General features: G+C 69.2%; 24 protein-coding genes and 1 pseudogene. 13 read left to right on the top strand and 12 right to left on the bottom strand.

Features of this window, described 5'->3' with window-relative positions:
• Positions 1–2: 2 nt before the first annotated feature.
• The 3 genes from AC4GYY_RS04160 to rnd are packed head-to-tail and all read right to left on the bottom strand — an operon-like array spanning position 3 to position 2412.
• Positions 3–896, bottom strand: a complete 894-nt coding sequence (locus AC4GYY_RS04160) for a DUF481 domain-containing protein (protein WP_491118960.1) — start codon at positions 894–896, stop codon at positions 3–5.
• 5 nt (positions 897–901) lie between these two features.
• On the bottom strand, positions 902–1243 hold the full coding sequence (locus AC4GYY_RS04155) for an I78 family peptidase inhibitor (RefSeq protein ID WP_491118959.1): 342 nt from the start codon (positions 1241–1243) through the stop codon (positions 902–904).
• The gene (rnd, locus tag AC4GYY_RS04150; protein WP_491118958.1) at positions 1240–2412 is read right to left on the bottom strand and encodes a ribonuclease D; all 1173 of its coding nucleotides are present in this window, start codon (positions 2410–2412) and stop codon (positions 1240–1242) included. Before rnd ends, AC4GYY_RS04155 begins: the two co-directional genes overlap by 4 nt.
• A 127-nt stretch (positions 2413–2539) precedes the next feature.
• Here rnd and aspS point away from each other — a divergent pair, with 127 nt between their 5' ends.
• From aspS to AC4GYY_RS04135, 3 genes are read left to right on the top strand one after another with little or no spacing between them, the layout of a single operon-like run.
• Positions 2540–4363, top strand: a complete 1824-nt coding sequence (gene aspS / locus AC4GYY_RS04145; protein ID WP_491118957.1) for an aspartate--tRNA ligase — start codon at positions 2540–2542, stop codon at positions 4361–4363.
• A gap of 33 nt (positions 4364–4396) precedes the next feature.
• Entirely contained in the window at positions 4397–4879 is a 483-nt protein-coding gene (locus AC4GYY_RS04140; RefSeq protein ID WP_491118956.1) for a DUF892 family protein, read from the top strand.
• 43 nt (positions 4880–4922) lie between these two features.
• Positions 4923–6296 carry an APC family permease gene (locus AC4GYY_RS04135; RefSeq protein WP_491118955.1) on the top strand — a complete coding sequence of 458 codons (1374 nt, stop codon included), beginning with the start codon at positions 4923–4925 and terminating at the stop codon, positions 6294–6296.
• A 7-nt stretch (positions 6297–6303) separates the two neighbouring features.
• Here the strand turns inward: AC4GYY_RS04135 and AC4GYY_RS04130 are convergent, their stop codons facing one another.
• Positions 6304–6933: a carbonic anhydrase gene (locus AC4GYY_RS04130; protein ID WP_491118954.1), complete on the bottom strand. Its 630-nt coding sequence runs from the start codon at positions 6931–6933 to the stop codon at positions 6304–6306.
• Between the two features lie 120 nt (positions 6934–7053).
• On the opposite strand from AC4GYY_RS04130, the gene lipA reads away from it, so the two are divergent.
• Positions 7054–7977, top strand: coding sequence for a lipoyl synthase (gene lipA, locus AC4GYY_RS04125; RefSeq protein ID WP_491118953.1), 924 nt, complete (start codon positions 7054–7056; stop codon positions 7975–7977).
• Positions 7977–8453 (top strand): type II toxin-antitoxin system RatA family toxin, encoded by a 477-nt coding sequence (locus AC4GYY_RS04120; protein WP_491118952.1) that lies wholly within the window; start codon positions 7977–7979, stop codon positions 8451–8453. Before lipA ends, AC4GYY_RS04120 begins: the two co-directional genes overlap by 1 nt.
• Here the strand turns inward: AC4GYY_RS04120 and AC4GYY_RS04115 are convergent.
• Genes AC4GYY_RS04115 through AC4GYY_RS04105 form a run of 3 tightly spaced genes read right to left on the bottom strand, consistent with a single transcriptional unit; the run spans position 8396 to position 10547 of the window.
• Positions 8396–8911 (bottom strand): CinA family protein, encoded by a 516-nt coding sequence (locus AC4GYY_RS04115; protein ID WP_491118951.1) that lies wholly within the window; start codon positions 8909–8911, stop codon positions 8396–8398. The genes AC4GYY_RS04120 and AC4GYY_RS04115 overlap by 58 nt on opposite strands.
• A complete protein-coding gene (locus AC4GYY_RS04110) occupies positions 8908–9426 on the bottom strand; it encodes a hypothetical protein (RefSeq protein WP_491118950.1) in 519 nt (172 codons plus the stop codon). Before AC4GYY_RS04110 ends, AC4GYY_RS04115 begins: the two co-directional genes overlap by 4 nt.
• Entirely contained in the window at positions 9423–10547 is a 1125-nt protein-coding gene (locus AC4GYY_RS04105; RefSeq protein ID WP_491118949.1) for a bifunctional 2-C-methyl-D-erythritol 4-phosphate cytidylyltransferase/2-C-methyl-D-erythritol 2,4-cyclodiphosphate synthase, read from the bottom strand. The genes AC4GYY_RS04110 and AC4GYY_RS04105 overlap by 4 nt, the downstream gene beginning before the upstream one ends.
• A gap of 90 nt (positions 10548–10637) precedes the next feature.
• On the opposite strand from AC4GYY_RS04105, the gene dusB reads away from it, so the two are divergent.
• The 8 genes and pseudogenes from dusB (at position 10638) to AC4GYY_RS04065 (ending at position 20588) form a co-directional block, all read left to right on the top strand.
• Positions 10638–11636, top strand: a complete 999-nt coding sequence (gene dusB / locus AC4GYY_RS04100; RefSeq protein WP_491118948.1) for a tRNA dihydrouridine synthase DusB — start codon at positions 10638–10640, stop codon at positions 11634–11636.
• A gap of 50 nt (positions 11637–11686) precedes the next feature.
• Positions 11687–12676 carry a two-component system sensor histidine kinase NtrB gene (locus AC4GYY_RS04095; protein ID WP_491119291.1) on the top strand — a complete coding sequence of 330 codons (990 nt, stop codon included), beginning with the start codon at positions 11687–11689 and terminating at the stop codon, positions 12674–12676.
• Entirely contained in the window at positions 12673–14088 is a 1416-nt protein-coding gene (ntrC, locus tag AC4GYY_RS04090) for a nitrogen regulation protein NR(I) (RefSeq protein WP_491118947.1), read from the top strand. The genes AC4GYY_RS04095 and ntrC overlap by 4 nt, the downstream gene beginning before the upstream one ends.
• 90 nt (positions 14089–14178) lie before the next feature.
• Positions 14179–16440: a sensor histidine kinase gene (locus AC4GYY_RS04085; RefSeq protein WP_491118946.1), complete on the top strand. Its 2262-nt coding sequence runs from the start codon at positions 14179–14181 to the stop codon at positions 16438–16440.
• Positions 16440–17810, top strand: a complete 1371-nt coding sequence (ntrX, locus tag AC4GYY_RS04080) for a nitrogen assimilation response regulator NtrX (protein WP_491118945.1) — start codon at positions 16440–16442, stop codon at positions 17808–17810. The genes AC4GYY_RS04085 and ntrX overlap by 1 nt, the downstream gene beginning before the upstream one ends.
• Positions 17811–17855: 45 nt before the next feature.
• Positions 17856–18419: pseudogene (gene hfq, locus AC4GYY_RS04075) on the top strand (RNA chaperone Hfq); the annotation flags it as partial.
• Positions 18416–19717, top strand: a complete 1302-nt coding sequence (gene hflX / locus AC4GYY_RS04070) for a GTPase HflX (protein ID WP_491118944.1) — start codon at positions 18416–18418, stop codon at positions 19715–19717. The pseudogene hfq and the gene hflX, both read left to right, overlap by 4 nt.
• 61 nt (positions 19718–19778) lie before the next feature.
• Entirely contained in the window at positions 19779–20588 is an 810-nt protein-coding gene (locus AC4GYY_RS04065) for an isocitrate lyase/PEP mutase family protein (protein ID WP_491118943.1), read from the top strand.
• Here AC4GYY_RS04065 and mazG read toward each other — a convergent pair.
• Genes mazG through metG form a run of 5 tightly spaced genes read right to left on the bottom strand, consistent with a single transcriptional unit; the run spans position 20585 to position 25060 of the window.
• On the bottom strand, positions 20585–21349 hold the full coding sequence (gene mazG, locus AC4GYY_RS04060; protein WP_491118942.1) for a nucleoside triphosphate pyrophosphohydrolase: 765 nt from the start codon (positions 21347–21349) through the stop codon (positions 20585–20587). The genes AC4GYY_RS04065 and mazG overlap by 4 nt on opposite strands.
• Before the next feature lie 30 nt (positions 21350–21379).
• Complete coding sequence (locus AC4GYY_RS04055) at positions 21380–21988, bottom strand: retropepsin-like aspartic protease family protein (RefSeq protein WP_491118941.1); 609 nt, start codon at positions 21986–21988, stop codon at positions 21380–21382.
• Positions 21985–22749, bottom strand: coding sequence for an MBL fold metallo-hydrolase (locus AC4GYY_RS04050; protein WP_491118940.1), 765 nt, complete (start codon positions 22747–22749; stop codon positions 21985–21987). The genes AC4GYY_RS04055 and AC4GYY_RS04050 overlap by 4 nt, the downstream gene beginning before the upstream one ends.
• Positions 22746–23522, bottom strand: coding sequence for a TatD family hydrolase (locus tag AC4GYY_RS04045; RefSeq protein ID WP_491118939.1), 777 nt, complete (start codon positions 23520–23522; stop codon positions 22746–22748). The genes AC4GYY_RS04050 and AC4GYY_RS04045 overlap by 4 nt, the downstream gene beginning before the upstream one ends.
• Complete coding sequence (gene metG, locus AC4GYY_RS04040) at positions 23522–25060, bottom strand: methionine--tRNA ligase (RefSeq protein ID WP_491118938.1); 1539 nt, start codon at positions 25058–25060, stop codon at positions 23522–23524. The genes AC4GYY_RS04045 and metG overlap by 1 nt, the downstream gene beginning before the upstream one ends.
• Positions 25061–25076: the final 16 nt, after the last annotated feature.

Raw genomic sequence — 25076 nt, 5'->3', positions numbered from 1 at the left:
CGTCAGAACGTATAGACCAGCGAGGCGCGCCCGATCGTGTCCGTACCGACCCGTCCGGTCGGTGGATCGCTCTCGTACTGGACGTTGTAGGAGACCGACGCCGCGAGCGGTCCCAGCACGCGCGCGGTCATCGCCGTGGTCGAGCTGATGGTGCTGTTGAACCGCTCCAGATAGATGGCCGCGTCCTGGCTCAGCGCGACGCCTGGCGTCAGCGTCCAGTCGAAATCGACCGAGCCGCGCGAGGCGAGACTCGACTGCTCGCGTCCGTCGGTGAAGCGGGTGTGGCGGAACGCGGGGCCCAGCTCGAGCGAGAGCGTCATGGCGGACTTGCGGATCACGCCATAGCCGGCCCCGAGCGCGGCCGAATAGCGCTCATGATAGCCGAGGAACGGATCGCTTTCGAACAAGGCGGTGCCGGCGACGTAGCGACGATCGTCGATCTTGTAGTTGGGCTGCCACTGCGCAAGCGCATGGCGGCGGTTGGTGACGCCCAGCGCCTCCGAGTAATCCGCCTGGACCAGGAACTTCTGCCGCCACTTCAGGCCCTCGCGTGTCGCATCGACGATCGCGGTCGCGCCGAAGGTGTCGGAATTGCCGGTGGTGATGGTGCCGCCGAGCTCGACCCGGCCGGTCCAAAGATCAAGGAAGCTCGCCTGTTCGATCACGACGGTCTTCTCCCGCGCGCGGTCGTTCGCCCAAGCGGCGGCGAGCGCCTGCGCGGCGTCGCCGCTGGCAGGGTCCGCGATCCGGGCGTATTTGACGACCGTCGCGATCTCGGCGTCGTTGCCGCCGGCGATCGCGGCGTCGAGCATCGCCTTGATCGGCGGCGGGATCGTCGCGGGGTCGGCGTTGGCGAGAAGGAGGGAGCTGAGGAGCGCGATGAACAACCGGCGCATGGGACCTATCCGCAGGCGAAACTCTTCACGACGTTGGCGCGGCTGAGCTTGATGTTCAGCCGGTCGGGCTGGAGGTCCATCGTCACGACGTCGCCCGGATGCATCCAGCGCACGCTGCGCGCGCCCGAAAGCTGGAGCGCCTGGGCGGCGAGGACGGCGCTCCCGAGGCGACCCTCCAGCACCTTGAGCAGATCGAGCCGGCATTCCGCCATGCCGGGCTCCATCGACCGGGCCGGCGCCGGCGCCGAGCCGGTGGGGCTCGTCACCGGGTGATGGTGGCGGAAGGGCACGAGGGCGCATCCCGCCAGCACGGCGGCGCCGGCGAGGGCCGCGAGCGTCCGGGTCATTCCGCCTCCGTCCGGGTCATCGTCAACTTGCCTTCCTTCACCGTGAAGCCGAGCCGACCCTCGACCAGGTCGAGCGCGTCGCGCCCGAACTGGTCATAGCGCCAGCCGTCGAGGATCGCGAGATCGCTCCGCTGCCCCGCGGCGAGCAGTTCGAGCTCCTCGCCGCGCGCGAGCAGCCGCGGCGCCACGTCGATGTCGCGCGCGCGGATCTTGAGGAGCAGCTTCAGCAGATCGGCGACGAGCGATCCCTCGCGGCCGAGCCCCGGCTTGCGATCGTCGCGCGGCGGCATCTCGTCCGCAGGCAGCGGCCCCGCCGATTCGATCGCCTCGATCAGCCGGCGGCCGATGTCGTTGGACGCCCAGGTGGCGGTCAGCCCGCGGACCTTGGCGAGATCGGCCTGCCGCCGCGGCGGATGACCCGCGAGGTCGGCGACGGTCTCGTCCTTGACGATGCGGCCGCGGGGGAGATCCTTGCCCCGCGCCTCGAGCTCGCGCCAGCGGGCGATCGCCTTCAGCCGGCCGAGCACGTCCGCCTTCCGGCTGGCGACGCGCACTCGCTTCCACGCCAGGTCGGGGTCGTTGGCGTAATTCGCGGGATCGCCGAGCCGCTCCATCTCCTGGTCGAGCCAGGCTCCGCGCCCGGTCTTGCGCAGCCGCTCGAGCATCTTGGGGAAGATCGTCGCGAGGTGGGTGACGTCGCCGATCGCATATTCGATCTGGCGCGCATCGAGCGGCCGACGCGCCCAATCGGTGAAGCGCGCGCCCTTGTCGATCTGGATGCCGAGCCAGCTGTCGACCAGATTGGAGTAGCCGATCTGCTCACCCTGGCCGAGCGCCATGGCAGCGATCTGGGTGTCGAAGAGCGGAAACGGGGTCTTGCCGGTCAGATTGTAGATGATCTCCAGGTCCTGTCCGCCGGCGTGGAAGACCTTGAGCACGTCCTCGTTGTTCACCAGCAGGTCGAGCAGAGGGGCCAGATCGAGCCCCGGCGCCATCGGATCGATCGCGGCCGCTTCCTCGGTGTCGGCGATCTGGACCAGGCAGAGCTGCGGCCAGAACGTGCTCTCGCGCATGAACTCGGTGTCGACGCAGACGAAATCGGCGTCGGCGAGGCGGGCGCACAGGTTCGCGAGGGTCGCGCTGTCGGAGATGAGCGGATGGACGTGCATAAGCGCGCGGCCATAGACCGGTGCGGCGGGTTGACAAAGGGGGGGATGGCGGGGAAGCGCCCGGCCCTCCACGAGGTCAGGAACCCACCGTCGGCGTCGAGGCTGCGGTGGATGACAGGAAAGTCCTATGCACGCCTATCGCACCCACACCTGCGCCGCGCTGACCGCGGCGAACGTCGGCGAGACCGTCCGCCTGTCCGGCTGGGTCCACCGCCGCCGCGATCACGGAGGCGTGCTGTTCGTCGACCTGCGCGATCACTACGGGATCACCCAGATCGTCGCCGACGGCGATTCGCCCGCGCTGCCGATCCTCGAATCGCTCCGGGTCGAATCGGTCGTCACGATCGACGGCGTGGTGAAGGCGCGCTCCGAGGCGACCGTGAACCCGAACCTCGCCACCGGCGAGGTCGAGGTCTATGCCCGCGGCGTCACCGTCCAGAGCGAGGCGGCCGAGCTGCCGATGCCGGTCTTCGGCGATCAGGAGTATCCGGAGGAGATCCGACTGCGGAACCGGTTCCTCGACCTTCGACGCGAGAAGCTCCATGCCAACATCATGTTGCGGTCGAGCGTGATCGCCTCGATCCGCCGCCGGATGGTGGGGCAGGGGTTCACCGAGTTCCAGACCCCGATCCTGACCGCCTCCTCGCCCGAGGGCGCGCGCGACTATCTGGTCCCCAGTCGGGTCCATCCGGGCAAGTTCTACGCGCTCCCCCAGGCCCCGCAGATGTTCAAGCAGCTGCTGATGGTGGCGGGGTTCGACCGCTATTTCCAGATCGCGCCTTGCTTTCGCGACGAGGACGCGCGCGCCGACCGTTCGCCGGGCGAGTTCTACCAGCTCGACTTCGAGATGAGCTACGTCACTCAGGACGACGTGTTCGCGGCGATCGAGCCCGTGCTCCACGGCGTATTCGAGGAGTTCGCCGACTGGCAGGGCAAGGGCCGCACCGTGTCGGCGCTGCCGTTCCGGCGTATCCCGTTCGCCGAGTCGATGCTGAAGTACGGCAACGACAAGCCCGACCTGCGCAACCCGATCCTGATCTCGGACGTGTCGGATCACTTCCGCGGCTCAGGCTTCGGCCGGTTCGCGTCGATCGTCGAGGCGGGCGACGTGGTGCGCGCGATCCCGGCGCCGGGGACGGCGGACAAGAGCCGCAAGTTCTTCGACGACATGAACAGCTGGGCGCAGGCCGAAGGCTTTGCGGGACTCGGCTATGCGACCCGGAAGGGCGGCGAGTGGGGCGGCCCGATCGCCAAGAACCATGGCGAGGACAAGATGTCGGCGATGGCCGGCGCGCTCGGCCTTGGACCCCACGACGGGCTGTTCTTCGCCGCGGGCAAGGAAGCGCAGGCCGCCAAGCTCGCGGGCCTCGCGCGGACGCGCGTCGCCGAGCAGCTGGGGCTGATCGACAAGGGCCGGTTCGAATTCTGCTGGATCGTCGACTTCCCGATGTTCGAATATGACGAGGACGCCAAGAAGATCGACTTCAGCCACAATCCCTTCTCGATGCCGCAGGGCGAGCTGGCGGCGCTGGAGACCAAGGACCCGCTCGAGATCCTCGCCTATCAGTACGATATCGTCTGCAACGGCATCGAGCTGTCGTCTGGCGCGATCCGGAATCACCGGCCCGAGATCATGTACAAGGCGTTCGAGATCGCCGGCTATTCGCAGGCCGAGGTCGACACCAATTTCGCGGGCATGATCAACGCCTTCAAATACGGCGCGCCGCCGCACGGGGGCTCCGCGCCGGGCATCGACCGGATCGTCATGCTGCTCGCCGACGAGCCGAACATCCGCGAGGTGATCGTCTTCCCGATGACGCAGAAGGCCGAGGATTTAATGATGGGCGCGCCGAGCTTCGTGTCGGCGAAGCAGCTGAAGGAGCTCAACCTGAAGTCGACGGCGGAGTTGCCGAGGGATGCGGCCGCGGCGGTCGCGCCGAGCGCGGGGTAGGGAACCGGCGCGGCGGCGAAGCGCTTGCTGGGGATGACCCGCACCGCCACCGCCGCCGCGCTGCTTCACGTCGCCATCCAGGACCTTCACGCGGGAAAGGCGATGCAGGTCGAGCGGCTCGGCACGCTCGCGGATGCTGCGACCGACCCGTTGCTCGACGCCCTGTTGACCGACGAGATCGTCCGAGCCGGGACGCAGCGCGACCGGCTGGCCGCTTTGGCGGACGTCAGCGGCGCCCCCGAGAACCTGTGGATGACCGGCGTGCTCGACGACGCCGAGCGCGACACGAGGAGCCACCTGCCCGGACGCCTCGTGGACATCGCGGTGATCGGCGCGGTTCGAAAGGCGAAGGCGGCGGAGATCGTCTCGAGCGAGACCGCGATCGCGCTGGCGGCCTCCCAGGCGCCGGCGATGCTCGCGGCGTTGCGCGCGAACCGCGAGGAGGAGATCGCCTCGGACCGCGAACTCAAGGCGCGGCTCTTGGCGTCGACCCAGGCCGACGACGACTTGTTCTAGCCGGTTAACCACGTCATCACCCGCCGCCGATTAGGGGAGGGCGATGGCAGCGACTGGACCTACCCCGCTCACGCGCAGTCTCGGCGTGCTCGGCGTCCTTTTCCTCATTCTGTCGGTGACCACCCCGGCCTCGTCGGTGTTCGTGATCGTGCCCGGCATGCTCCAGGTCGCGGGCACCGGCGCGGTGTGGGCGACGCTGATCGCCGCGATCGTCTGCGTCGCGACGGGCTATATCTATGCCGAACTCTCGTCCGCCTGGCCGGTGGCGGGGGGCGAATATGTGATGGTCGCGCAGACCCTGGGGCCGCTCGCGGGGTTCGTGATGCTGGGCGTCAACGTGTTCAACAACCTGATCTTCCTGCCGGTCGCCGGGCTGGGGATCAGCGAGGTGCTCTCCGGCGTGCTCCCGGGGCTGCCGCAGATACCGACCGCGATCGCAGTGGTTGGAGCGTCCACGTTGCTGGCGCTGCTCAACATCCGGGTGAACGCCTGGATCACGGGCCTCTTCCTGATGGTCGAAGTCGCGACGCTCGTCATCGTCTCCATCTGCGGGTTGATCGGCGCGCAGCGGAGTCCGCTGGCGTTCCTGACCGATCCGGTCGCGGCGAGCGCGACTGCGCTGACGCCTGCGACCTTCACCGGTGTCGGGCTGGCGGCGTCGATCGCGATCTTCGCGTTCAACGGATACGGAGCCGCGGTCTATTTCGGCGAGGAGATGCACGAGGCGCCGAAGCGCATCGCGCGGGCCGTCATGCTGGCGCTCGCGTTCACGCTGCTGCTCGAGGGCGTGCCCTTGATTGCCGGGCTGGTGGGGGCGGTCGATCTCCGGTGGTTCGTCGCGTCATCCAATCCCTTCGGCGAGCTGGTCGGCGCGGTCGCGGGCCCACGGGTGAGCGGCGCGGTGGCGCTCGGCGTCGCGCTGGCGATCGTCAACGCGATCATCGCCTGGGTGCTCGCCTGCGCGCGCTTCTTCTACGGGACGGCGCGGGACGGATCCTGGGGCCGGCCGCTCGACGGCTGGATGACGCTGATCCATCCGCGGTGGCGCAGCCCCTGGGCCGGAACGCTGATCGTCGGCGCGGTCGGCATGGCGCTGTGCCTGCTGCCGATTCGCTTGCTGGAGGTGTGGAGCGGCGCGGGGCTGATCGCGATCTACGCCGGGATCGCCTGGTCGGCGATGATCGGCCGCCGGACGGGAACCACCGCGCACGCTCAATACCGGATGCCGTTCTACCCGCTCGCGCCGCTCGTCACCTTCGCGGCGCTGGCGCTGATCACCGTCGCCGCATGGCTCGATCCGGGAGAAGGGCGGGCGGCGATCTTCGCGACCCTCGCGCAGATCGCCGTCGCCGCCGGCTATTACTGGCTGGTGCTGCGCCCTAAGGGCTGGTCGGCGATCGTCCCGGACCGTCCCTGAGCGGCTCTCACGCCGCCTCGAACGTGCCGTCGTCGCCCAGCACGCGGAGCTTGCCGTCGGCGATCGCAAAGACCGCGCCGTGCAGGCTGAGCGTTCCCGCGGCGACGCGCTCGGCGACGAACGGGAAGGTCATCAGATTCGCCAGGGAGACCTTGACCCCTTCCTGTTCCAGCGCTTTCTGGCCTTCGTCTCCCGTCCCGCACCTGTGGACGACCTGCTCGCGCGCGTCGTCCAGCAGCGAGATCCAGCTGGCGACGAAGCCGCCTTCGCCGGGCTCGGTGTTCGCGAGGCTGCGGGTGAGCGCCGCATTGACGCCGCCGCACGCGCCGTGCCCCAACACCACGACCTCCTCGACGTTCAGCTTGGTGACCGCGAACTCCAGCGCCGCCGACACGCCGTGGTATCGCCCGCCGGTCTCGTACGGCGGGACGAGAGCGGCGACGTTGCGGACCACGAAGACCTCGCCCGGCCGGGTGCCGAAGATCGTCGCGGGATCGACCCGGCTGTCCGAGCAGGCGATGATCATGACCCGCGGGCTCTGGCCCTCCGCCAGCTCGGCCCAGCGGGCCCGCTCCTCGAGCCACTCGTTGCCCCGGAAGCGGTAGTAGCCGTCGATCAAATCCGTGAAGCCGGTCATCGTCGTTCCTCGTTGCTGGTCCGCCCGCGAGATAGCGCGCGGGGCGGACGGTTGCGTGAAGCGCGCGTAAGGTTTCGTGTCAGGTTGTGCCGGGCCGAAGGCCCGCTTATCTCGCCTGCCATGAACGATCTGACCCCGCTGGCGCGTCCGCAGCGCGCACGCAAGCCCGACTGGATCCGCGTCAAGGCCCCGACCGGCCTCGCCGTCGCGGAGACCCGCGGGCTGATGCGGCGGCTGGGCCTCGCCACCGTGTGCGAGGAGGCCGCCTGTCCGAACCTGGGCGAGTGCTGGACCAAGAAGCACGCGACGGTGATGATCCTGGGCGACACCTGCACCCGGGCCTGCGCCTTCTGCAACGTGAAGACGGGGATGCCGCGCGCGGTCGATCCGCTCGAACCCGAGCACGTCGCCGTGGCGGCGGCGGAGCTGGGGCTCCAGCATATCGTCATCACCTCGGTCGATCGCGACGATCTGCCCGACGGGGGCGCGTCGCAGTTCGTGAAGGTCATCGAGGCGCTGCGGCGGAACACGCCGGGCACCACCATCGAGATTCTCACCCCTGACTTCCGCAACAAGCACGTGGCGGCGGTCGAGGCGATCGTCGCGGCACGGCCCGACGTCTATAATCATAACCTCGAGACGGTGCCGCGGCTCTACCCGACGATCCGGCCGGGCGCGCGCTACTACGCCTCGCTGCGGCTGCTCGAGTCGGTCAAGCGGCACGATCCGTCGATCTTCACCAAATCGGGGGTCATGCTCGGCCTGGGCGAGGAGCGGCTGGAGATCCATCAGGTGATGGACGACATGCGCTCCGCCGACATCGATTTCCTGACCATGGGGCAGTATCTCCAACCGACGCCGCGGCACGCCAAGGTCGCGGATTTCGTCGCGCCCAAGGCGTTCGACGCTTATGCCGCGATCGCGCGAGCGAAGGGCTTCCTGCTGGTCGCGGCCTCTCCGCTGACCCGGTCGAGCTACCATGCAGGCGACGATTTCGCGAAGATGCGCGCGGCGCGACAGGCGAAGCTCGCCGCGGCAGGCTGATGCCAAAGCATTCCGAGACGCGGCGGCTGCCCTACACGCCCGAGCAGATGTTCGATCTGGTCGCGGACGTTCGGCGCTATCCTGAGTTCCTCCCTTGGGTCACCGCGATGCGGGTCCGCAAGGATGCGCCGGAGGAGACGCTCGCCGACATGATCGTGGGCTTCAAGGGCCTGCGAGAAACGTTCACCTCGCGCGTGACCAAGGATCGCCCGGCGACGATCAAGGTCGAATATATCGAGGGTCCGCTCAGGTATCTGCGCAACGACTGGATGTTCCGCGCCGCACCGGGCGGGTGCGACGTCGACTTCGCCGTCGACTTCCAGTTCAAGAACAGGGTGTTCGAGATGCTGGCCGGGCAGGTGTTCGGAATGGCGCTGCGGCGGATGATCGGCGCGTTCGAGGATCGCGCCAAGGCGCTCTACGGCGCCTCGTCGCCGACGGGCAGCAGCAGCTCGAGCGCGCACAGCGCCGCTTGAAGGCGGACGCCCGCACGCCCCAGATCGCCGAACTCGCGCTTGTCGGCGACGACGTCGTGCGGGTCGGCGCCCCGTTCGGCCCGGGCGAAGATCACGGTGCCGACCGGCTTCTTCTCCGAGCCCCCGCCGGGCCCGGCGACGCCGGTGATGGCGACGGCGACATCGGCACGACTGCGCCCGATCGCGCCCTGCGCCATCGACCAGGCGGTGGCGATCGACACCGCGCCGAAGGTCTCGATCACGTCCGCCGAGACGTTCAGCAGATCCGACTTCGCCTCGTTCGAATAGGTCACGAAGCCGGCGTCGAAGACGTCCGACGAGCCCGCGACCTCGGTCAGCGCGGCGGAGACGAGGCCGCCGGTGCAGCTTTCGGCGACGGCGACCCGACGCCCGAGCGCCCGGTTGGCGTCGAGGACGCGGATCGCGGCGTCGATCAGTTCGGGGGGGAGATTGGTCATTTGGCGCACACCGGGAGATCGGGCAGTGCGGCGACCGCGCTGTTGCCACGCGCTTTCTCGCGCTTGAGGAACTGGAGCGTGGTGACGACCAGCCCGGCCGTGTTGCGCGGAGGCAGCGGCTCGACCAGGGTCGCGAAGCGGTCGATCGTCGGGCAGTCCGCCACCGCGATCCGCCCGACCAGCAGCGGAACCAGCAGCGCGGACAGCACCGGGCGCGCATAGTCGGACTGGAGGAGCAGCGCGACCTCCGGCTGCGACAGCTTGGCGATGGCCAGCCGCGCTTCGGGCCAAGCCCGGTCGGCCGCAGCCGCATATTTCGCCGCGAAGGCGCCGGAGGTGCGGCGAACCAGGCTGGTCGCCGGCAGTTGCGCTCGGCAGATCTCGCCGGACGTGCGGATCAGGTCCGGCAGCGCGACCAAGGCGATCGTCTCCGCCTCGCGCGTGGTGAGGCAATGCTGCGCCGCGGCCGGGGTGGCGACCGCAAGGGCGGCGGCGAAGGCGAGGACGGCCTTCACAACGCCAGTCCCGGCAGCCGGATGGTGGCGATCGCCTGGGCGGCGATCCCCTCGCCCCGACCGGTGAAGCCGAGACGCTCGGTGGTGGTCGCCTTGACGCTCACACGGTCGGCAGAGAGCCCGGTCAGCTCGGCGATGCGGGCGACCATCGCGGCGCGGTGGGGACTGATTTTGGGGGCTTCGCACATCAATGTGAGATCGACGAAGGTGACCTTGCCGCCCTTCGCCTCGACCAGTCCGACGGCGTAGCGGAGAAACTGACCCGATTCCGCCCCCCGCCACTTGGGGTCGCTGGGCGGAAAGTGGGTGCCGATGTCGCCCGCAGCGATCGTCCCCAGCACCGCGTCGGTGATGGCGTGGAGCGCGACATCGGCATCGCTGTGGCCGCTCAGCCCCTGGTGATGAGGGATCAGCACGCCGCCGAGCCATAGCTCCTCCCCGTCCTCCAGCCGGTGAACGTCGAAGCCGCTCGCCGAGCGCGTCTCCCAGGCGAGCAACGCCTCAGCGCGCGCGAAATCCTCTGGATAGGTGACCTTGTCGAGCATAGGATCCCCCTGCACCAGCGCGACCGATCCGCCAAGCGCGCGCACCATCTGCGCGTCGTCGGTCGCCTCGCCCACCCAGGCGGCGTGGGCGCGGACCAGCGCCTCGGTGCGGAACGCCTGGGGGGTCTGAACGCGGTGGAGACCGGCGCGCGGCTCGATACTGGCGAGCGTGGCGTCGCCGCGCGCGAGGGTGTCGGCGACGGGAAGCACCGGGGTCGCGCCGTCATGCTCGTCGAGCGCGGCGAGCAATCGATCGATCACCGCGGCCGAAAGGAAGGGGCGGGCAGCGTCGTGGACGAGGATGCGGTCGTAGCCGGCGAGGGTCTTCAGACCCGCGGCGACCGAGTCGCGGCGTTCCGCGCCACCGTGGACGTAGGCGCGGCCCTCGACATAGGCCTCCTGACCGGGGGCAATCGCAATGAGCACCGTATCGATGCCGGGATGAGCCTCCAGCACGGCCACGCTCCACTCGAGCATTGGGCGCCCGCCAAGCGGGGCGAATTGCTTGGGCATCGCGGAGCCGCTGCGCAGGCCCTTGCCGGCGGCGACGACGAGCGCGGCGGTTGTGAGTGCCATGTCGCGGCGTCGCCTAGCCCAGCGGCCTCACCGTCGCCAGCCTTGCGTCTCGCAGACGGCTCCCCTAGTTGCCTGTTTTTCAGGCATAGCATGACCCGTCTCGCTCCCATCCAGATCGGCCCCGTGCGGATCGACACGCCGGTCGTGCTGGCGCCGATGACCGGCGTCAGCGACCTGCCGTTCCGCACGCTCGTCCGCCGCTACGGCTCGGGCCTCAACGTCACCGAGATGATCGCCAGCCAGGCGGCGATCCGCGAGACGCGCCAGTCGCTCCAGAAGGCGATGTGGCACCTCTCCGAAGAGCCGGTGTCGATGCAACTGGTCGGCTGCACGCCTTACGAGATGGCGGAGGCGGCGAGGCTGGCCGAGGACAAGGGCGCGGCGATCGTCGACATCAACATGGGGTGTCCGGTCCGGAAGGTGACCAACGGCGATGCCGGATCGGCGCTGATGCGCGATCTGCCGCTCGCCGCCTCGCTGGTCGATGCGGTGGTGAAGGCGGTCCGCGCACCGGTGACGCTGAAGATGCGGATGGGCTGGGACCACGCCAGCCTGAACGCGCCCGAACTGGCGCGGGTCGCCGAGGACCTGGGCGTGAAGATGATCACCGTCCATGGGCGGACCCGCAACCAGATGTACAAGGGCGAGGCCGATTGGGCGTTCGTCCGGCGGGTGAAAGCGGCGGTGACCGTGCCGGTGATCGTCAACGGCGACATCTGCTCGGCCGACGACGCGGTGACCGCACTCGATCAGTCGGGCGCGGACGGCGTGATGATCGGGCGCGGCAGCTATGGACGGCCGTGGCTGCTCGGGCAGGTGATGCGGTTCCTGGAGACGGGCGAGCGCGTCGCAGACCCGTGCCTGGACGAGCAATATCGCGTGATCGCCGAGCATTACGAGGCGATGCTCGCGCACTACGGCCCGGTCACCGGGGTCAACATGGCCCGCAAGCACATCGGCTGGTACACCAAGGGCCTGCCCGGATCGGCGGAGTTCCGCAACGTGGTGAACCAGGAGCCCGACGCCGCGCGGGTCAAGGCGATGCTCGCCGACTTCTATGCCCCCCACCGCCTGCGCGAGGCGGCGTGAGCGAGCGTCCGAGCGGCGCGGACATCCTGGCGTCGCTGCCGATCGCGGTCATGGTGATCGATCCCGACCGCCGCATCGCGCAGGCGAACGCCGAATGCGAGTCGCTGCTGAACCTTTCGGAGCGGGCGCTGGTCGGCCAACCCTATGACGCGATCGCAGCGGTGCCCGCAGACCGCCGCGACAGCCGGGTGTTCGCCGCCTTCGACACCGAGATCGAAGCGCCGCGCGGCGGCCGCATCCGCGTGGACTACGTCGATTCGGCGATCCCTGACCACCCAGGCTGGCGCACGGTCGCGCTGCGCAGCACCGCGCCGTCGCGGCGGATGGGGAAGACCGCGGAGCGCGCGTCGGCGGCGCGGTCGGCGGTCGGCGCGGCGGCGATGCTGGCGCACGAGATCAAGAACCCGCTGTCGGGCATCCGCGGCGCGGCGCAACTCATCGAGGACGGCGCGTCCCCCGGCGAGCTCACCCGGCTCATCACCTCGGAGGTCGACCGGATCGCCTCGCTGATCGACCGGATGGAGGATTTCACCGACACCCGCCCGTTGGAGGTCGAACCCCTCAACATCTACCCGCTGCTGGCGCACGCCCGCGACCTCGCGCGCGCCGGGTTCGCGCGCGACATCCACTGGGAGGAACGCTTCGATCCCTCGCTGCCCGCGGCGCTGGGGAACCGCGACGCACTTCTCCAGGTGCTGCTCAACCTGCTCAAGAACGCCGCGGCCGCGCTCGGCTCGCGGGGCGAGCGGCGGATCACGCTCGCGACCGCCTATCGCCACGGCATGTCGGTGAGCGCGCCGGGCCGGCCGCTCCGCCCCTTGCCGATCGAGATCTGCGTGCTCGACAGCGGCCCCGGCGCGCCGGAGGACATCGCCGAACACCTGTTCGATCCGTTCGTGTCGAGCCGGCCGGAGGGGAAGGGGCTGGGGTTGGCGCTGGTCGACAAATTGGTGCGCGGGATGGGGGGAATCGTCCAATATTCGCGCGAAGGGTCCCCCCATCAGACGGTGTTCCGCATCCTGTTGCCGAGAGCGGCATGAGCGCCGACATCCTGCTCGTCGACGACGACGCCGCGATCCGGACGGTGGTGGCGCAGGCGCTCCGGCGCGCCGGCTATGCGGTGCGCGCGGCGGCCACGCTGGCCGAAATGCGGCGCGAGCTGGCGGCGGCGACGCCCGACGTGCTCATCACCGACGTCGTCCTCCCCGACGGCGACGGGCTGGACGCGGCGGCAGGCCTGGCGACGACGCATCCCGGGCTGCCGATCCTCGTCCTCTCGGCGCGTAATACGCTGGCGACCGCGGTGCGCGCGGCGGAGGCGGGAACGTACGAATATCTCCCCAAGCCGTTCGACCTCGATGCGCTGACCGCCGCAGTCCGTGCCGCACTGGCGGGTCGGGGCGGAGGCCGCGCCGGGCCTGCCGAAGAGGAGGAGCCGCAGCTGCCGCTCATCGGGCGCTCGCCCGCGATGCAGGAGGTGTACCGGGTGATCGCGCGGGTCGTCTCGAACGACCTCACAGTGCTCGTGTCGGGCGAATCGGGGACGGGGAAGGAGCTGGTCGCGCGCGCGATCCACGATCTCGGGCGCCGCCGCGCGGCCCCGTTCGTCGCGATCAACATGGCGGCGATCCCGCGCGATCTGATCGAGGCCGAGCTGTTCGGCCACGAGCGCGGCGCGTTCACCGGAGCGCAGGCGCGCACCTCGGGCCGGTTCGAGCAGGCCGCCGGGGGCACGCTGTTCCTGGACGAGATCGGGGACATGCCGATCGAGGCGCAGACACGGCTGCTCCGTGTCCTTCAGTCGGGCGAGTTCACGACCGTCGGCGGGGCGCGGACCATCCGCGCGGACGTGCGGATCGTCGCCGCGACGAACCGCGACCTGGGGCAGGCGGTGGCGTCGGGCGAGTTCCGCGAAGACCTGTTCTATCGGCTGAACGTGGTTCCGATCACGCTCCCGGCCCTGCGCGAGCGCCGGGGGGACATCGCGATGCTCGCACGGCATTTCCTCGAGCGCGCGGCGGCCGAGGGGCTCCCGCGCAAGACACTCGACGACGATGCGGTCGACCAACTCGAGGCGCATGAGTGGCCCGGCAACGTCCGCGAGCTGGAGAATGCGATGCGGCGGCTCGCGGCGCTCTCACGAGATGCCTGGATCGGCGCGGCCGAGGTGCGCGGCGCGCTGGGCGAGGCGAGCGCGCCGCCGTCCACCAGCGATGTCGCGATCGACGCGGCGGTGCGAGCGCGGATCGAGCGGTTCGCGCGCGAGGAGCCGCGCGCGCTGGAGGACGGCACCTTGTACGAGCGGATCATCGCCGAGGTCGAGCGACCGCTGATCGCCGCGATGCTGCGACGGCATGGCGGCAATCAGCTGCGGGCCGCCAAGGCGGTGGGTCTCAACCGCAACACGCTGCGAAAGCGGCTCGACCTGCTGGGGATCGACCCGGCGGGATGAGGGATTGGCACGACGTGTTGCAGGATCTGCGCCCTGCCGCGACAATTCTGTGTTTTCCATGCAACAGTTAGGGTGTAAGCGCGTCGCCGAATGAACGGAGGCGCCGCTCTCCACGCCGAAGCCGACGTCAGACGCTTCACCGTCACGCCGATCGTCGAGATCGCGGTGGTGGCGCTCGCGGCTGCGGTGGCGGTCGCCAGCTATCTCGTCGTCGCCGGCCAGCATCAGCCGCAGCGCCTGCTCGCGCCGCCCCTCGTCGCATCGCTGCTCGTCGCCAACCTGCTGTGCGGCATCGCGCTGATGATGCTGCTCGGACGGCGGATCGCCCGCCGCCGCGCCGCGCTGTCGCCGTTGGGCGGGGAGGGGCGGCTGCACGTCCGCCTGGTCGCGCTGTTCTCGACGGTCGCGGCGGTGCCCGTGCTGCTGGTCACGATCTTCGCGTCGCTGCTGTTCCAGTACGGCGTGCAGTTCTGGTACGGCGACCGCGCGCGGTCGGTTTTCGAGAACGCGACCGTGCTGACCCAGCAATCCTACCAGGCGATCCTGCAGCGGTGGGAGGAGGCGACCGTGACAATGGCGGGGGACCTCGCCGCAGAGATCTCGGGCTCCCCGGTCGCGCGCAAATCGCTCGAGGGCTATCTCGAGAGTCCGGCATTCGCCGACTATTTCGTCCGGCAGGTCTATTACCGCAGCCTGTCGGAGGGCGCGCTGTTCGCGGTGTCGCCGACCAGCGGCATCCAGACGATCGCGATCATCAACCCGTATGAGGCGGATTTCCAGCGTCTGATCACCCCGGCTTCAATCGCGAAGCTCAGGGGCGACCAGCGCAGCGTGGTGGTGGTGACGGGAAACCGAATCCAGACCTTCACCCGCATTCCAGGGTCCGATCAGCTGTTCCTCTACGCGGCGCGGGTGGTGCCCAACCCCGAGCAGATCGTCGGTCAGACCGAACGGGCGGTGGCGGCGCAGAAGGACTATCGCGCGCTGTTGAACCAGGCGCGCAGCCTTCAGCTGAAGTTCAATGCGGCGCTGCTGCTGGTGTCGTTGCTGATCGTCGGCGTCGCCGTCTGGATCGCCCTGACCGTCGCCGACTTGCTGGTGCGGCCGGTCGGCGAACTCGTCGATGCGGCGCGGCGGGTGGAGCGGGGCGACCTTTCGGCCCGGGTGACGCAGACCAAGGAACGCGACGAACTCGGCACCTTGTCCAATGCCTTCAACCGGATGACCTCGCAACTTCAGGAGGGGAATCAGGCGCTCGTCTCCGCCAACGCGCAAGCCGAGAGCCGGCGCGCGCTGATCGAGGCGGTGATGTCGGGGGTGTCCGCCGGCGTCATCTCGATCGCCGAAGACCGTACCGTGCGGCTGATCAACAGCTCGGCGGAACGACTGCTCGCGCTCGACGCCTCGCCGATCGGGCGGCGGCTGCGCGAGCTGTCGCCCGAACTGGAGACGCTGCTGGACGGCAGCACGCGCGAGGCGATCGTCCAGGTCGTGGCGGGAGGGGAGGAGCGTACGCTGGCGGTCCGGATCACCCGCGACGGAACCGGGCCGATCCTCACCTTCGACGACATCACCCAGCAACTGCTCGATCAGCGACGCGCCGCCTGGTCCGACGTCGCGCGGCGGATCGCCCACGAGATCAAGAATCCGCTCACCCCGATCCAGCTCGCCGCCGAGCGCCTGCAACGCCGCTACGGCGCGAAGGTGGGCGAGGGCGACACCGTGTTCGAGCAGCTGACCGGAACGATCGTGCGGCAGGTCGGCGACCTGAGGCGGATCGTGGACGAGTTCTCCTCGTTCGCCCGGATGCCCAAGCCGGTGTTCCGCGAGGAGACGGTGGTGGACCTCGCCCGTCAGGCGTTGTTCCTCCACGAGGTCGCGCACCCGACGATCGCCTTCACCCTGGTCAACGACGAGCCCGGGCCGACGCTGGTCTGCGACCGCCGCCAGATCGGCCAGGCGCTGACCAACATCGTCAAGAATGCGGTCGAGGCGATCGAGGGCAAGGGCGGGGACGGGCGTGGAGCGGTGATCATGACGCTCGCCGAGGCGCCGGGCACGGTGACGATCCGGGTCGAGGACGACGGTGTCGGACTGCCCGTCGAACGCCACCGGATCGCCGAACCCTATATGACGACGCGAGCACGCGGCACCGGCCTTGGGCTCGCGATCGTCAAGAAGATCGTCGAGGACCATGCCGGCGCGATCGCCTTCTCCGACCGCGACGGCGGCGGGACGGCCGTCACCATGACGTTCGACACGACCCTGCTGTCCGCGCTCGAGGCGGACAACGACGCGAACGAACCCCTCGCCGGCGAGCCGCTCGCCGCGCTAACCCGGACCCGTGGCTGATGGCGCTCGACATCCTGATCGTTGACGACGAGGCCGACATCCGCGAGCTCGTCGCGGGCGTCCTCGAAGACGAGGGCTACGGCACCCGCACCGCTGCGGACAGCGACGCCGCCCTGGAAGCGATCGCGGTCCGGCGGCCGAGCCTGGTGCTGCTCGACGTCTGGCTCCAAGGTTCGCGGCTCGACGGGCTCGAACTGCTCGACGAGATCAAACGCCGGGACACCTCGATCCCGGTCCTGGTGATCTCCGGTCACGGTAGCCTCGACACCGCGGTCGCCGCAATCCGCAAGGGTGCCGCCGACTTCATCGAGAAGCCGTTCCAGGCCGAGCGGCTGCTCCTCCAGGTCGAGCGTGCGACCGAGACCGAACGGTTGCGCCAGGAAGTCGAGTCGCTGCGCGCGTCGGTCGGCCGAAACGACGACCTCACGGGCGCTTCGGCTTCGATCAACGGCGTGCGCGCGACTCTGAAGCGCGTCGCCGCGACCGGCAGCCGCGTGCTGATCACCGGGCCCGCGGGGGTCGGCAAGGAGGTCGCCGCGCGCCTGCTCCACGGCTGGAGCCAGCGCAGCGGCGGATCGTTCGTGGTCGTCAGCGCGGCGCGGATGACCCCCGACCGCATGGAGGAGGAGCTGTTCGGGGTGGAGGAGGGCGGGGACCTCGTCCGCACCGGGCTGCTCGAACAGGCGCATGGCGGCACGTTGTTCCTCGACGAGATCGCCGACATGCCGATCGCGACCCAGGCGCGGATCCTGCGCGTGCTGACCGACCAGAGCTTCACGCGCGTGGGCGGCACCCGGATCGTCAAGGTCGACGTCCGCGTGGTCTCCGCGACCTCGCGCGACCTGAAGGAGGAGATCGCCGAAGCACGCTTCCGCGAAGACCTTTATTACCGGCTGAACGTGGTGCCGGTTCCGATCCCCGCCCTCGCCGAGCGGCGGGAGGACATCCCGGCGCTCGTCGAGCATTTCGTGGCCCATTACGCGGCCGAACGTCGGGTCCGGACTCCCGAGGTCGCCGCGGATGCGATGGTGGCGCTGCAGTCCTACGATTGGCCGGGCAACGTCCGTCAGCTGAGGAACGTCGTCGAGCGCACGGTGATCATGACGCCGGGCGACCGGATCGCCCGGATCGACCTCGATCTGCTCCCGCCCGAGGTCTTGGGCGACCAGGAGATGGGACCGGGTGCGACCGCCATCATGGGCGCGCCGCTGCGCGAGGCGCGCGAGACGTTCGAGCGCGAGTATTTGCGCGTCCAGATCCGCCGCTTCTCCGGCAACATCAGCCGGACGGCCAGCTTCATCGGAATGGAGCGATCGGCGCTGCACCGGAAGCTCAAGCTGCTGGGGATCACCGACACCCGGGACGAGTGAGGGTGGACGCGGGGCCGGACGCTTCCTAAATCTGGGCGGCGACGACGGTCGCCTCCGACGCCGGGGAACGGCGCAGATGCGGCCCACGCGCCGCCAAGACCAAGGACACGCATGATGGCCGAGAAGCAGGCTTCGCTGCAGGACGTCTTCCTCAACTCGCTTCGCAAGACCAAGACCCCGGTGACGATGTTCCTGGTCAAGGGCGTCAAGCTGCAGGGGATCGTCACCTGGTTCGACAATTTCTCGGTGCTGCTGCGCCGCGACGGTCAGAGCCAGTTGATCTACAAGCACGCGATCTCGACGATCATGCCGGCGGGTCCGATCGACCTCGCCGCGATCTCGAACGCGATCCCGCCCGAGGCGCCCAAGAAGCAGCCGATGCTCCAGGACGTGTTCCTGAACGCCGTGCGAAAGTCCGACGACAGCGTGACGATGTTCCTGGTCAACGGGGTGATGCTCCAGGGCCATATCGTCGCGTTCGACCTGTTCTGCATGCTGCTGCTGCGCGACGGCATGGCGCAGCTGGTGTACAAGCATGCCGTGTCGACCATCCAGCCGGCGCGTCCGCTCAACCTCGCCGAAGAGCAGAGCGGCGAGGAGGAGGATTGAGCATCCCGAGCTCCGGCGGCGGTTTCGAGAGGGATCGGGACGAGTTCGCGCGCGGCGCGAAGGCGATTGTGGTCTATCCCGAGCTCGGCGCCTCGTCGCGCGATCCCTCGGCGCGCCTGGCGGAGACCGCCGGCCTCGCGGCTGCGATCGGCGTCGACGTGGTCGGGCGCGAGGCGCTGCGCGTCCGTGCGCCGCGCGCGGCGACGCTGATCGGCAGCGGCCAGGTCGAGGCGCTCGCCGCCACCGGACGGATGGAGGACGCCGAGCTGTTCGTGTTCGACGCGACGCTCACCCCCATCCAGCAGCGCAATCTGGAGACGGGACTGGGCGCCAAGGTGCTCGACCGGACCGGACTGATCCTCGAGATCTTCGGTGAGCGCGCGGCGACCGCGGAAGGGCGCCTCCAGGTCGAGCTGGCGCACCTCGACTACCAGGCCGGCCGGCTGGTGCGGAGCTGGACCCACCTCGAGCGCCAGCGCGGCGGCTTCGGCTTCCTGGGCGGCCCCGGCGAGACCCAGATCGAGGCCGACCGACGGTTGATCCGCGACCGGATGGCGCGCTTGAAGCGCGAGCTGGAAAGCGTGACCCGTACCCGCGGTCTGCACCGTGAGCGCCGCCAGCGCGCGCCCTGGCCGGTGATCGCGCTGGTCGGCTACACCAATGCCGGCAAGTCGACGCTGTTCAACCGCCTGACGGGCAGTGACGTCATGGCGGAGAATCTGCTGTTCGCGACGCTCGATCCGACGCTGCGGCAGCTCAGCCTCCCGGGGATCGACAAGGCGATCCTGTCCGACACGGTCGGCTTCGTGTCCGAGCTGCCGACCCAACTGGTCGCGGCGTTCAAGGCGACGCTGGAGGAGGTCGTGTCGGCGGACCTGCTGATCCACGTCCGCGACGTCGCGCATCCCGACACGTTGGCGCAGAAGGCCGATGTCGAGGGCGTGCTCGCCGAGATCGGGGTGGCCGAGGGGACGCCGGTGATCGAGGCGTGGAACAAGCTCGACCTGCTCGACCTCGACGAGCGCGAGGAACTGATCGGCGAGGCGACGCACCGCGGCGACGTGGTCGCGATCTCGGCGCTCAGCGGGGAAGGGATGGACGAACTGATCCGGGTCGTCTCGGACCAGCTGACCTCAGCGCATATCCGCTACACGATCACCCTCGACGCCGGCGACGGAGCGGGCGCGGCGTGGCTCCACCAGCACGGCGAGGTGCTGGCGCAGGAGGTATCGGGGGACGAGGCGGTGTATGAGGTACGGCTGTCGCCGGCAGATTACGAGCGGTTCGCGGGGCGGTAATCGACGCTTGACTCGATCCAAGCCGGGAACGAAAAGGGTACATCGCGAAGGGAGAGTCGTGATGGCCCAGTCCGAAGCCTATGCCCGGTTCAAGCTGTTGCACGAGGGTGAGGGACCCTTCGTCATGCCCAATGCGTGGGACGGCGGATCGGCGGCGCTGCTGACCGAGGCCGGGTTTCAGGCGCTGGGGAGTTCGTCGGCGGCGATCGCCTGGGCGCTGGGGCGGAACGACGGGATGCGTGCGGTCTCGCGCGAGGCTGCGGTGGCGAATGCGCGGCTGCTGGGCGCGGTCAGCGGGCTGCCGGTCAACGGCGATCTCGAGGACGGGTTCGGCCCCGATCCGGCGGACTGCGCCGATACCGTCGCGGCGGCGATCGCGGGCGAGCTCGCCGGGCTGGGGATCGAGGATACTACCGCCGATGCGGGCGATCCGATCCACGGCTTCGATCATGCGGTCGCGCGGGTGCGGGCGGCGGCGGACGCGGCGAAGGGGCGGATCCTGCTGACCGGGCGGACCGACCTGCTGCTCCACGTCTTCGACGACATGGACGAGGTGGTGCGACGGCTGGTCGCCTTTGCCGAGGTCGGTGCGGATGTGCTGTACGCGCCGGGACTGGCGACGATCGAGCAGGTGCGGACGGTCGTGCGCGCGGTCGCGCCCAAGCCGGTCAACGTGCTCGCGAGCACAGCGCTGCCGCTCCACGTCTTGGCGGAGGCGAGGGTGAAGCGCGTGAGCCTGGGCGCGACGCTTTATACCGCAGCGCTGGGCGGGCTGTCGGTTGCCGCGAAGGCACTGGCGCGCGGCGACATGCGTGAGGGGGCGAAGGGGTTTCCGGTCGGACAGATCCTAAGCCGGTTCGGCGTGGCCTAGTCGGCCGGCTCGTCGCTCTGCTTCACTGACCGCCACAGAGCCTCCTTGGCGTCGAGATCGCGCGATGCGAAATCCGTCGACTGCTCCATCGCCCTGAACCGCCGCTCGAACTTCGCGTTCGCTCCGCGCAGCGCCGCTTCGGGATCGACGCCGCGGTGGCGGGCGTAGTTGGCGACCGAGAAGAGCAGGTCGCCGATCTCGTCCTCGACGTCTGCCGGCGTCGTTGCCCTTTCGATTTCCGCCAGTTCCTCGTCGATCTTGGCGCGCGGACCCTCGGCGTCGGGCCAGTCGAAGCCGACGCGGGCGGCGCGTTTGCCGAGCTTCTCGGCACGGGTCAGCGCGGGGAGGCCGAGGGCGACGCCGGCGAGCGCGCTTGGATCCTCCTTCGTTGCGCGCTCCTCGGCCTTGATCTGCTCCCAGAGGTGATGCCCACCATTCTGCGCGTCGCCGAAGATATGCGGGTGGCGGCGCTCCATCTTGTCGGCGATCGCGGTCGCGACGTCGTCGAACGCGAAGGCGCCGGCTTCTTCAGCGATCCGCGCATGGAAGACCACTTGGAGGAGCAGATCGCCGAGCTCGTCCTTCAGGTCCGCCATGTCGTCCCGCGCGACGGCATCGGCGACCTCGTACGCTTCCTCGATCGTGTACGGCACGATCGTCGCAAAGGTCTGCGCCACGTCCCACTCACAGCCGTGCTCCGGATCGCGGAGGCGGCGCATGATTGCCAGCAAGCGGTCGAGAGAGGCCTTCGTCTCGGGCATATCTAATCTCGATAATATATATTATGTAAACTACAAAGCGGATTTGGGAGGTTGGAGAACCAAGGTCCTTCCCTCGACCCGCCACGACGCGAGCTGCGCCAGGAAGTTCATGCCGATCAGATCGGTATCGCCGAGTTCGGGCGACACGGTCACCGCGAGGTCGTGCGCGACGATGCCGCCGACCCGCAGCTCCCTGATACGACCCCGGTTGGCGACGATCGTCCCATTGGCGGTCTGGATCATCTCGCCGAAACCCGAGCGATCGACCTCGACCCCGGCGGCTTGCGCCGTAGCCTCCGACAGAGCGGTCACGGTCGCGCCGCTGTCGATCAGCATCCGCCGGGCGGTGCCGTTGATCCGGGCGCTCGCGTAATAATGACCGTCCGGTGCTACCGCGATGCGGACAGTGTCGCCGACCAGCTGCTGATCGTCGCCGACCAAGGTCTGGACCGCTCCCTCCCACAACGGGCGCAATCGCTCACGCTGGCCGACCAGAATCAGGCCGAACCCGAAGATCGCCGCCCACGCCAGCGCCATCTTCATCGTCTGGCCGAACGGGATGCGGCGGGCGAGCAGCGCCGACAGCGGCAGCATCAGCGCCAGCGCGTAGAAGGCCGCGTCCGCCGCGCCGCCGTTCACGACATGAACTCGAGACCGTCCCAGCCGGGTTCGACTCCCGGGGGCAGTTCGGCGCACAGACTGCGGTAATCCATCGATTGATCCATGTGGATCAGCGCGGTCCTGCCCGGTGCGAGTTGGCTGCGCCAGCCCAGCACCTCGTCGAGCGTGGCGTGCGACGGGTGCGGGCGTCGGCGCAGCGCGTCGACGATCCAGACGTCGAGGCCGGCGTAGAGCGCGCGCATGTCGTCGGTCATGACGTTGAAATCGGTCGCATAGCCGATCGACATGCCGCCCGCCTCGAAGCGCAGCCCGGCGGACGTGATGCGGCCGTGCGGCTGATCGACGACGCGGATAGCGATGCTCCCGATCGTCAGCGCGCCGGGCAGCGGCGCGGCCGTGATCGTCGGCGGATAGCCTCCGCGACCGTGGAAGACATAGCCGAACCGCTGGTCGAGGATCGCGAGCGTTTCCGGGCGCGCGTAACCGGGAACAGGACTGCCGCGGGCATGAAAGATCTGCCGCACGTCGTCGATCCCCATCGTGTGGTCGGCGTGGTCGTGGGTCCAGATGATCGCGTCGACCACACCGACGTCGGCCGCCAGCAGTTGTTCGCGCATGTCGGGGCCGGTATCGACGAGGACGCGGACACCGCCGTGCTCGACCAGAAGCGAGGCGCGGGTGCGGCGGTTGCGCGGGTCGGCGGGGTCGCAGTCTCCCCAATCGTTGCCGATGCGGGGCACGCCGGACGACGTGCCCGATCCGAGGATCCGGACCTTCATCCCAGCGTCTTTGCAAAGAGACGGTGGAAGTTGCCGGCCGTCACCTCCTGAAAATGCAGTCGGTCGTCGCCGCGCAGATCGGCGAGGAAGGCGGCGGTGTCGGCGACGAAGGCGGGTTCGCCGGGCTTGCCGCGGTGCGGCACCGGCGCGAGGAACGGCGCGTCGGTCTCGACCAGCAGCTGCTCCAGCGGGATGTCGCGCGCGGTGTCCTGAAGGTCGCGGGCGCTCTTGAACGTGACGATTCCGGAAATCGACACGAAGAAGCCGCGGCTGAGCCCCCATTCCGCGAGTGCGCGCGAGCCGGTGAAGCAGTGAAGGACTGCGGCATAGGCCCCCTTCCCCAGCTCCTCGTCCATGATCGCGATCGTGTCCGCCTCGGCGTCGCGGGTGTGGACGACGAGCGGAACGCCGGCCTCGCGCGCGGCGGCGATGTGCGCGCGGAAGCTCGCGGCCTGTCGTGCGCGGTCCGAATGATCGTAATGGTAATCGAGGCCGCTCTCGCCGATCCCGACGACGCGCGGATGGCGGGCGCGTTGGACCAGCCTGGCGGTGTCGACGTGCGGGTGCCCATCCGCCTCGTGCGGATGGATGCCAACGGTCGCCCAGACGTCAGCCTCGCGTTCGGCGGTTGCGAGCACGTCGTCCCACTCGCTTTCGCGGGTGGCGATGTTGAGCATCGCCGTCACCCCGCGGGCGCGGGCGCGTTCGAGCACCGCCTGCTGTTCCTCGACCAACCCCTTGTAATTGAGGTGGCAATGACTGTCGGCGAGCATCAGGCGGCCTCCACCGGCAGATCGAGCCGCGGGAAGGCGCCGGTCGGGGCGACGATGCGGAAGCCGCTCCCGGCCTGGCGATCATACCACCCGTCGTCGTCGATCGCGGCGTGATCGCGCTCGTCCGCACCGAGCTGATCGAGAACCTTGCCGGCCGCTTCCGGCACCACCGGCAGGATCGCGATCGCCAGCATCCGGATCGCGCGGACGAGCGTGCGGAGGACGGCGTGCATCCGCTCGGGATCGGTCTTGCGGAGCGACCAGGGCGCCTGCGCGTCGATATATTGGTTGCAGGCGGTGACCCCGCGCAGCCACGCCTCGACGCCTTGGCTGAGCATCAGATCCTCGAAGGCGCTCCGCAGCCCGGCGCAAGCGACGACGACCTCCTCGATCAGCACCGCGTCGGCGTCCTCGGCGCGGCCGGGTTCCGGAAGAACCCCGTCCAGGGTCTTGGCGATGAAGGACAAGGTCCGCTGCGCGAGATTGCCGAAGGCGTTGGCGAGTTCGGCATTGACGCGGGTGACGATCGCCTCCGCGGAATAGCTGCCGTCGCTGCCGAAGCTCACTTCCCGGAGCAGGAAATAGCGGAGCGCGTCGACCCCGAACGCCTCGCCGAGCGCGATCGGATCCACCACATTGCCGATCGACTTCGACATCTTCTCGCCGCGGTGAAGCAGGAAGCCGTGCCCGAACACCGATTTGGGGAGCGCGATTCCGGCGGACATGAGGAAGGCGGGCCAGTAGACCGCGTGGAAGCGGACGATGTCCTTGCCGATCAGGTGCACGTCCGCAGGCCAATATCGCATGTCGCCCGGGTAGCCTGCGCCCGTCAGATAATTGGTCAGCGCGTCGACCCAGACGTACATGACATGGCCCGGACTGCCGGGCACCGGCACCCCCCAGTCGAAGCTGGTGCGCGACACCGAAAGGTCACTGAGCCCACCCTCGACGAAGCGCATCACCTCGTTGCGCCGGGTCTCGGGACGGATGAAATCGGGATTGTCGCGGTATAGGTCGAGCAAAGGCTGCTGGTAGTTCGACAAGCGGAAGAACCACGTCTCCTCGGCGGTCCACTCGACCGGGGTCCCCTGCGGCGAGCGCTTCCCCCCCTCCACGTCGACCAGTTCGGCCTCGTCGTAGAAGGCCTCGTCCCGGACCGAATACCAACCTTCGTAGCGGTCCAGATACAGGTCCCCGCGGTCCGCCATGGCCTGCCACAAAGATTGGCTGGCGGCGTGGTGATCGGCGTCGGTCGTGCGGATGAAGCGATCGTAGGAGACGTTCAAAGCATCGCACATCTGCCTGAAATGACCGGACATCTCGTCGGCGAGCGCACGCACGTCGACGCCGCGGTCGCGGGCCGTCTGGACCATCTTGAGCCCGTGTTCGTCGGTACCCGTCTGAAAGCGGACATCGCGTCCCGCCTGGCGCTGGAACCGCGCGATCGCGTCGGCGGCGATCGCCTCGTACGCATGGCCGATGTGCGGGCGGCCGTTGGGATAACTGATCGCGGTGGTGATGTAGAAGGGCTCGGCCATATCTGCCGCCCTAAAG

It is taken from the genome of Sphingomonas sp. SP6 (assembly GCF_058313435.1).
Note: the sequence above shows the minus strand (reverse complement) of the source record. Positions and strands in the feature narration are given on the sequence as shown.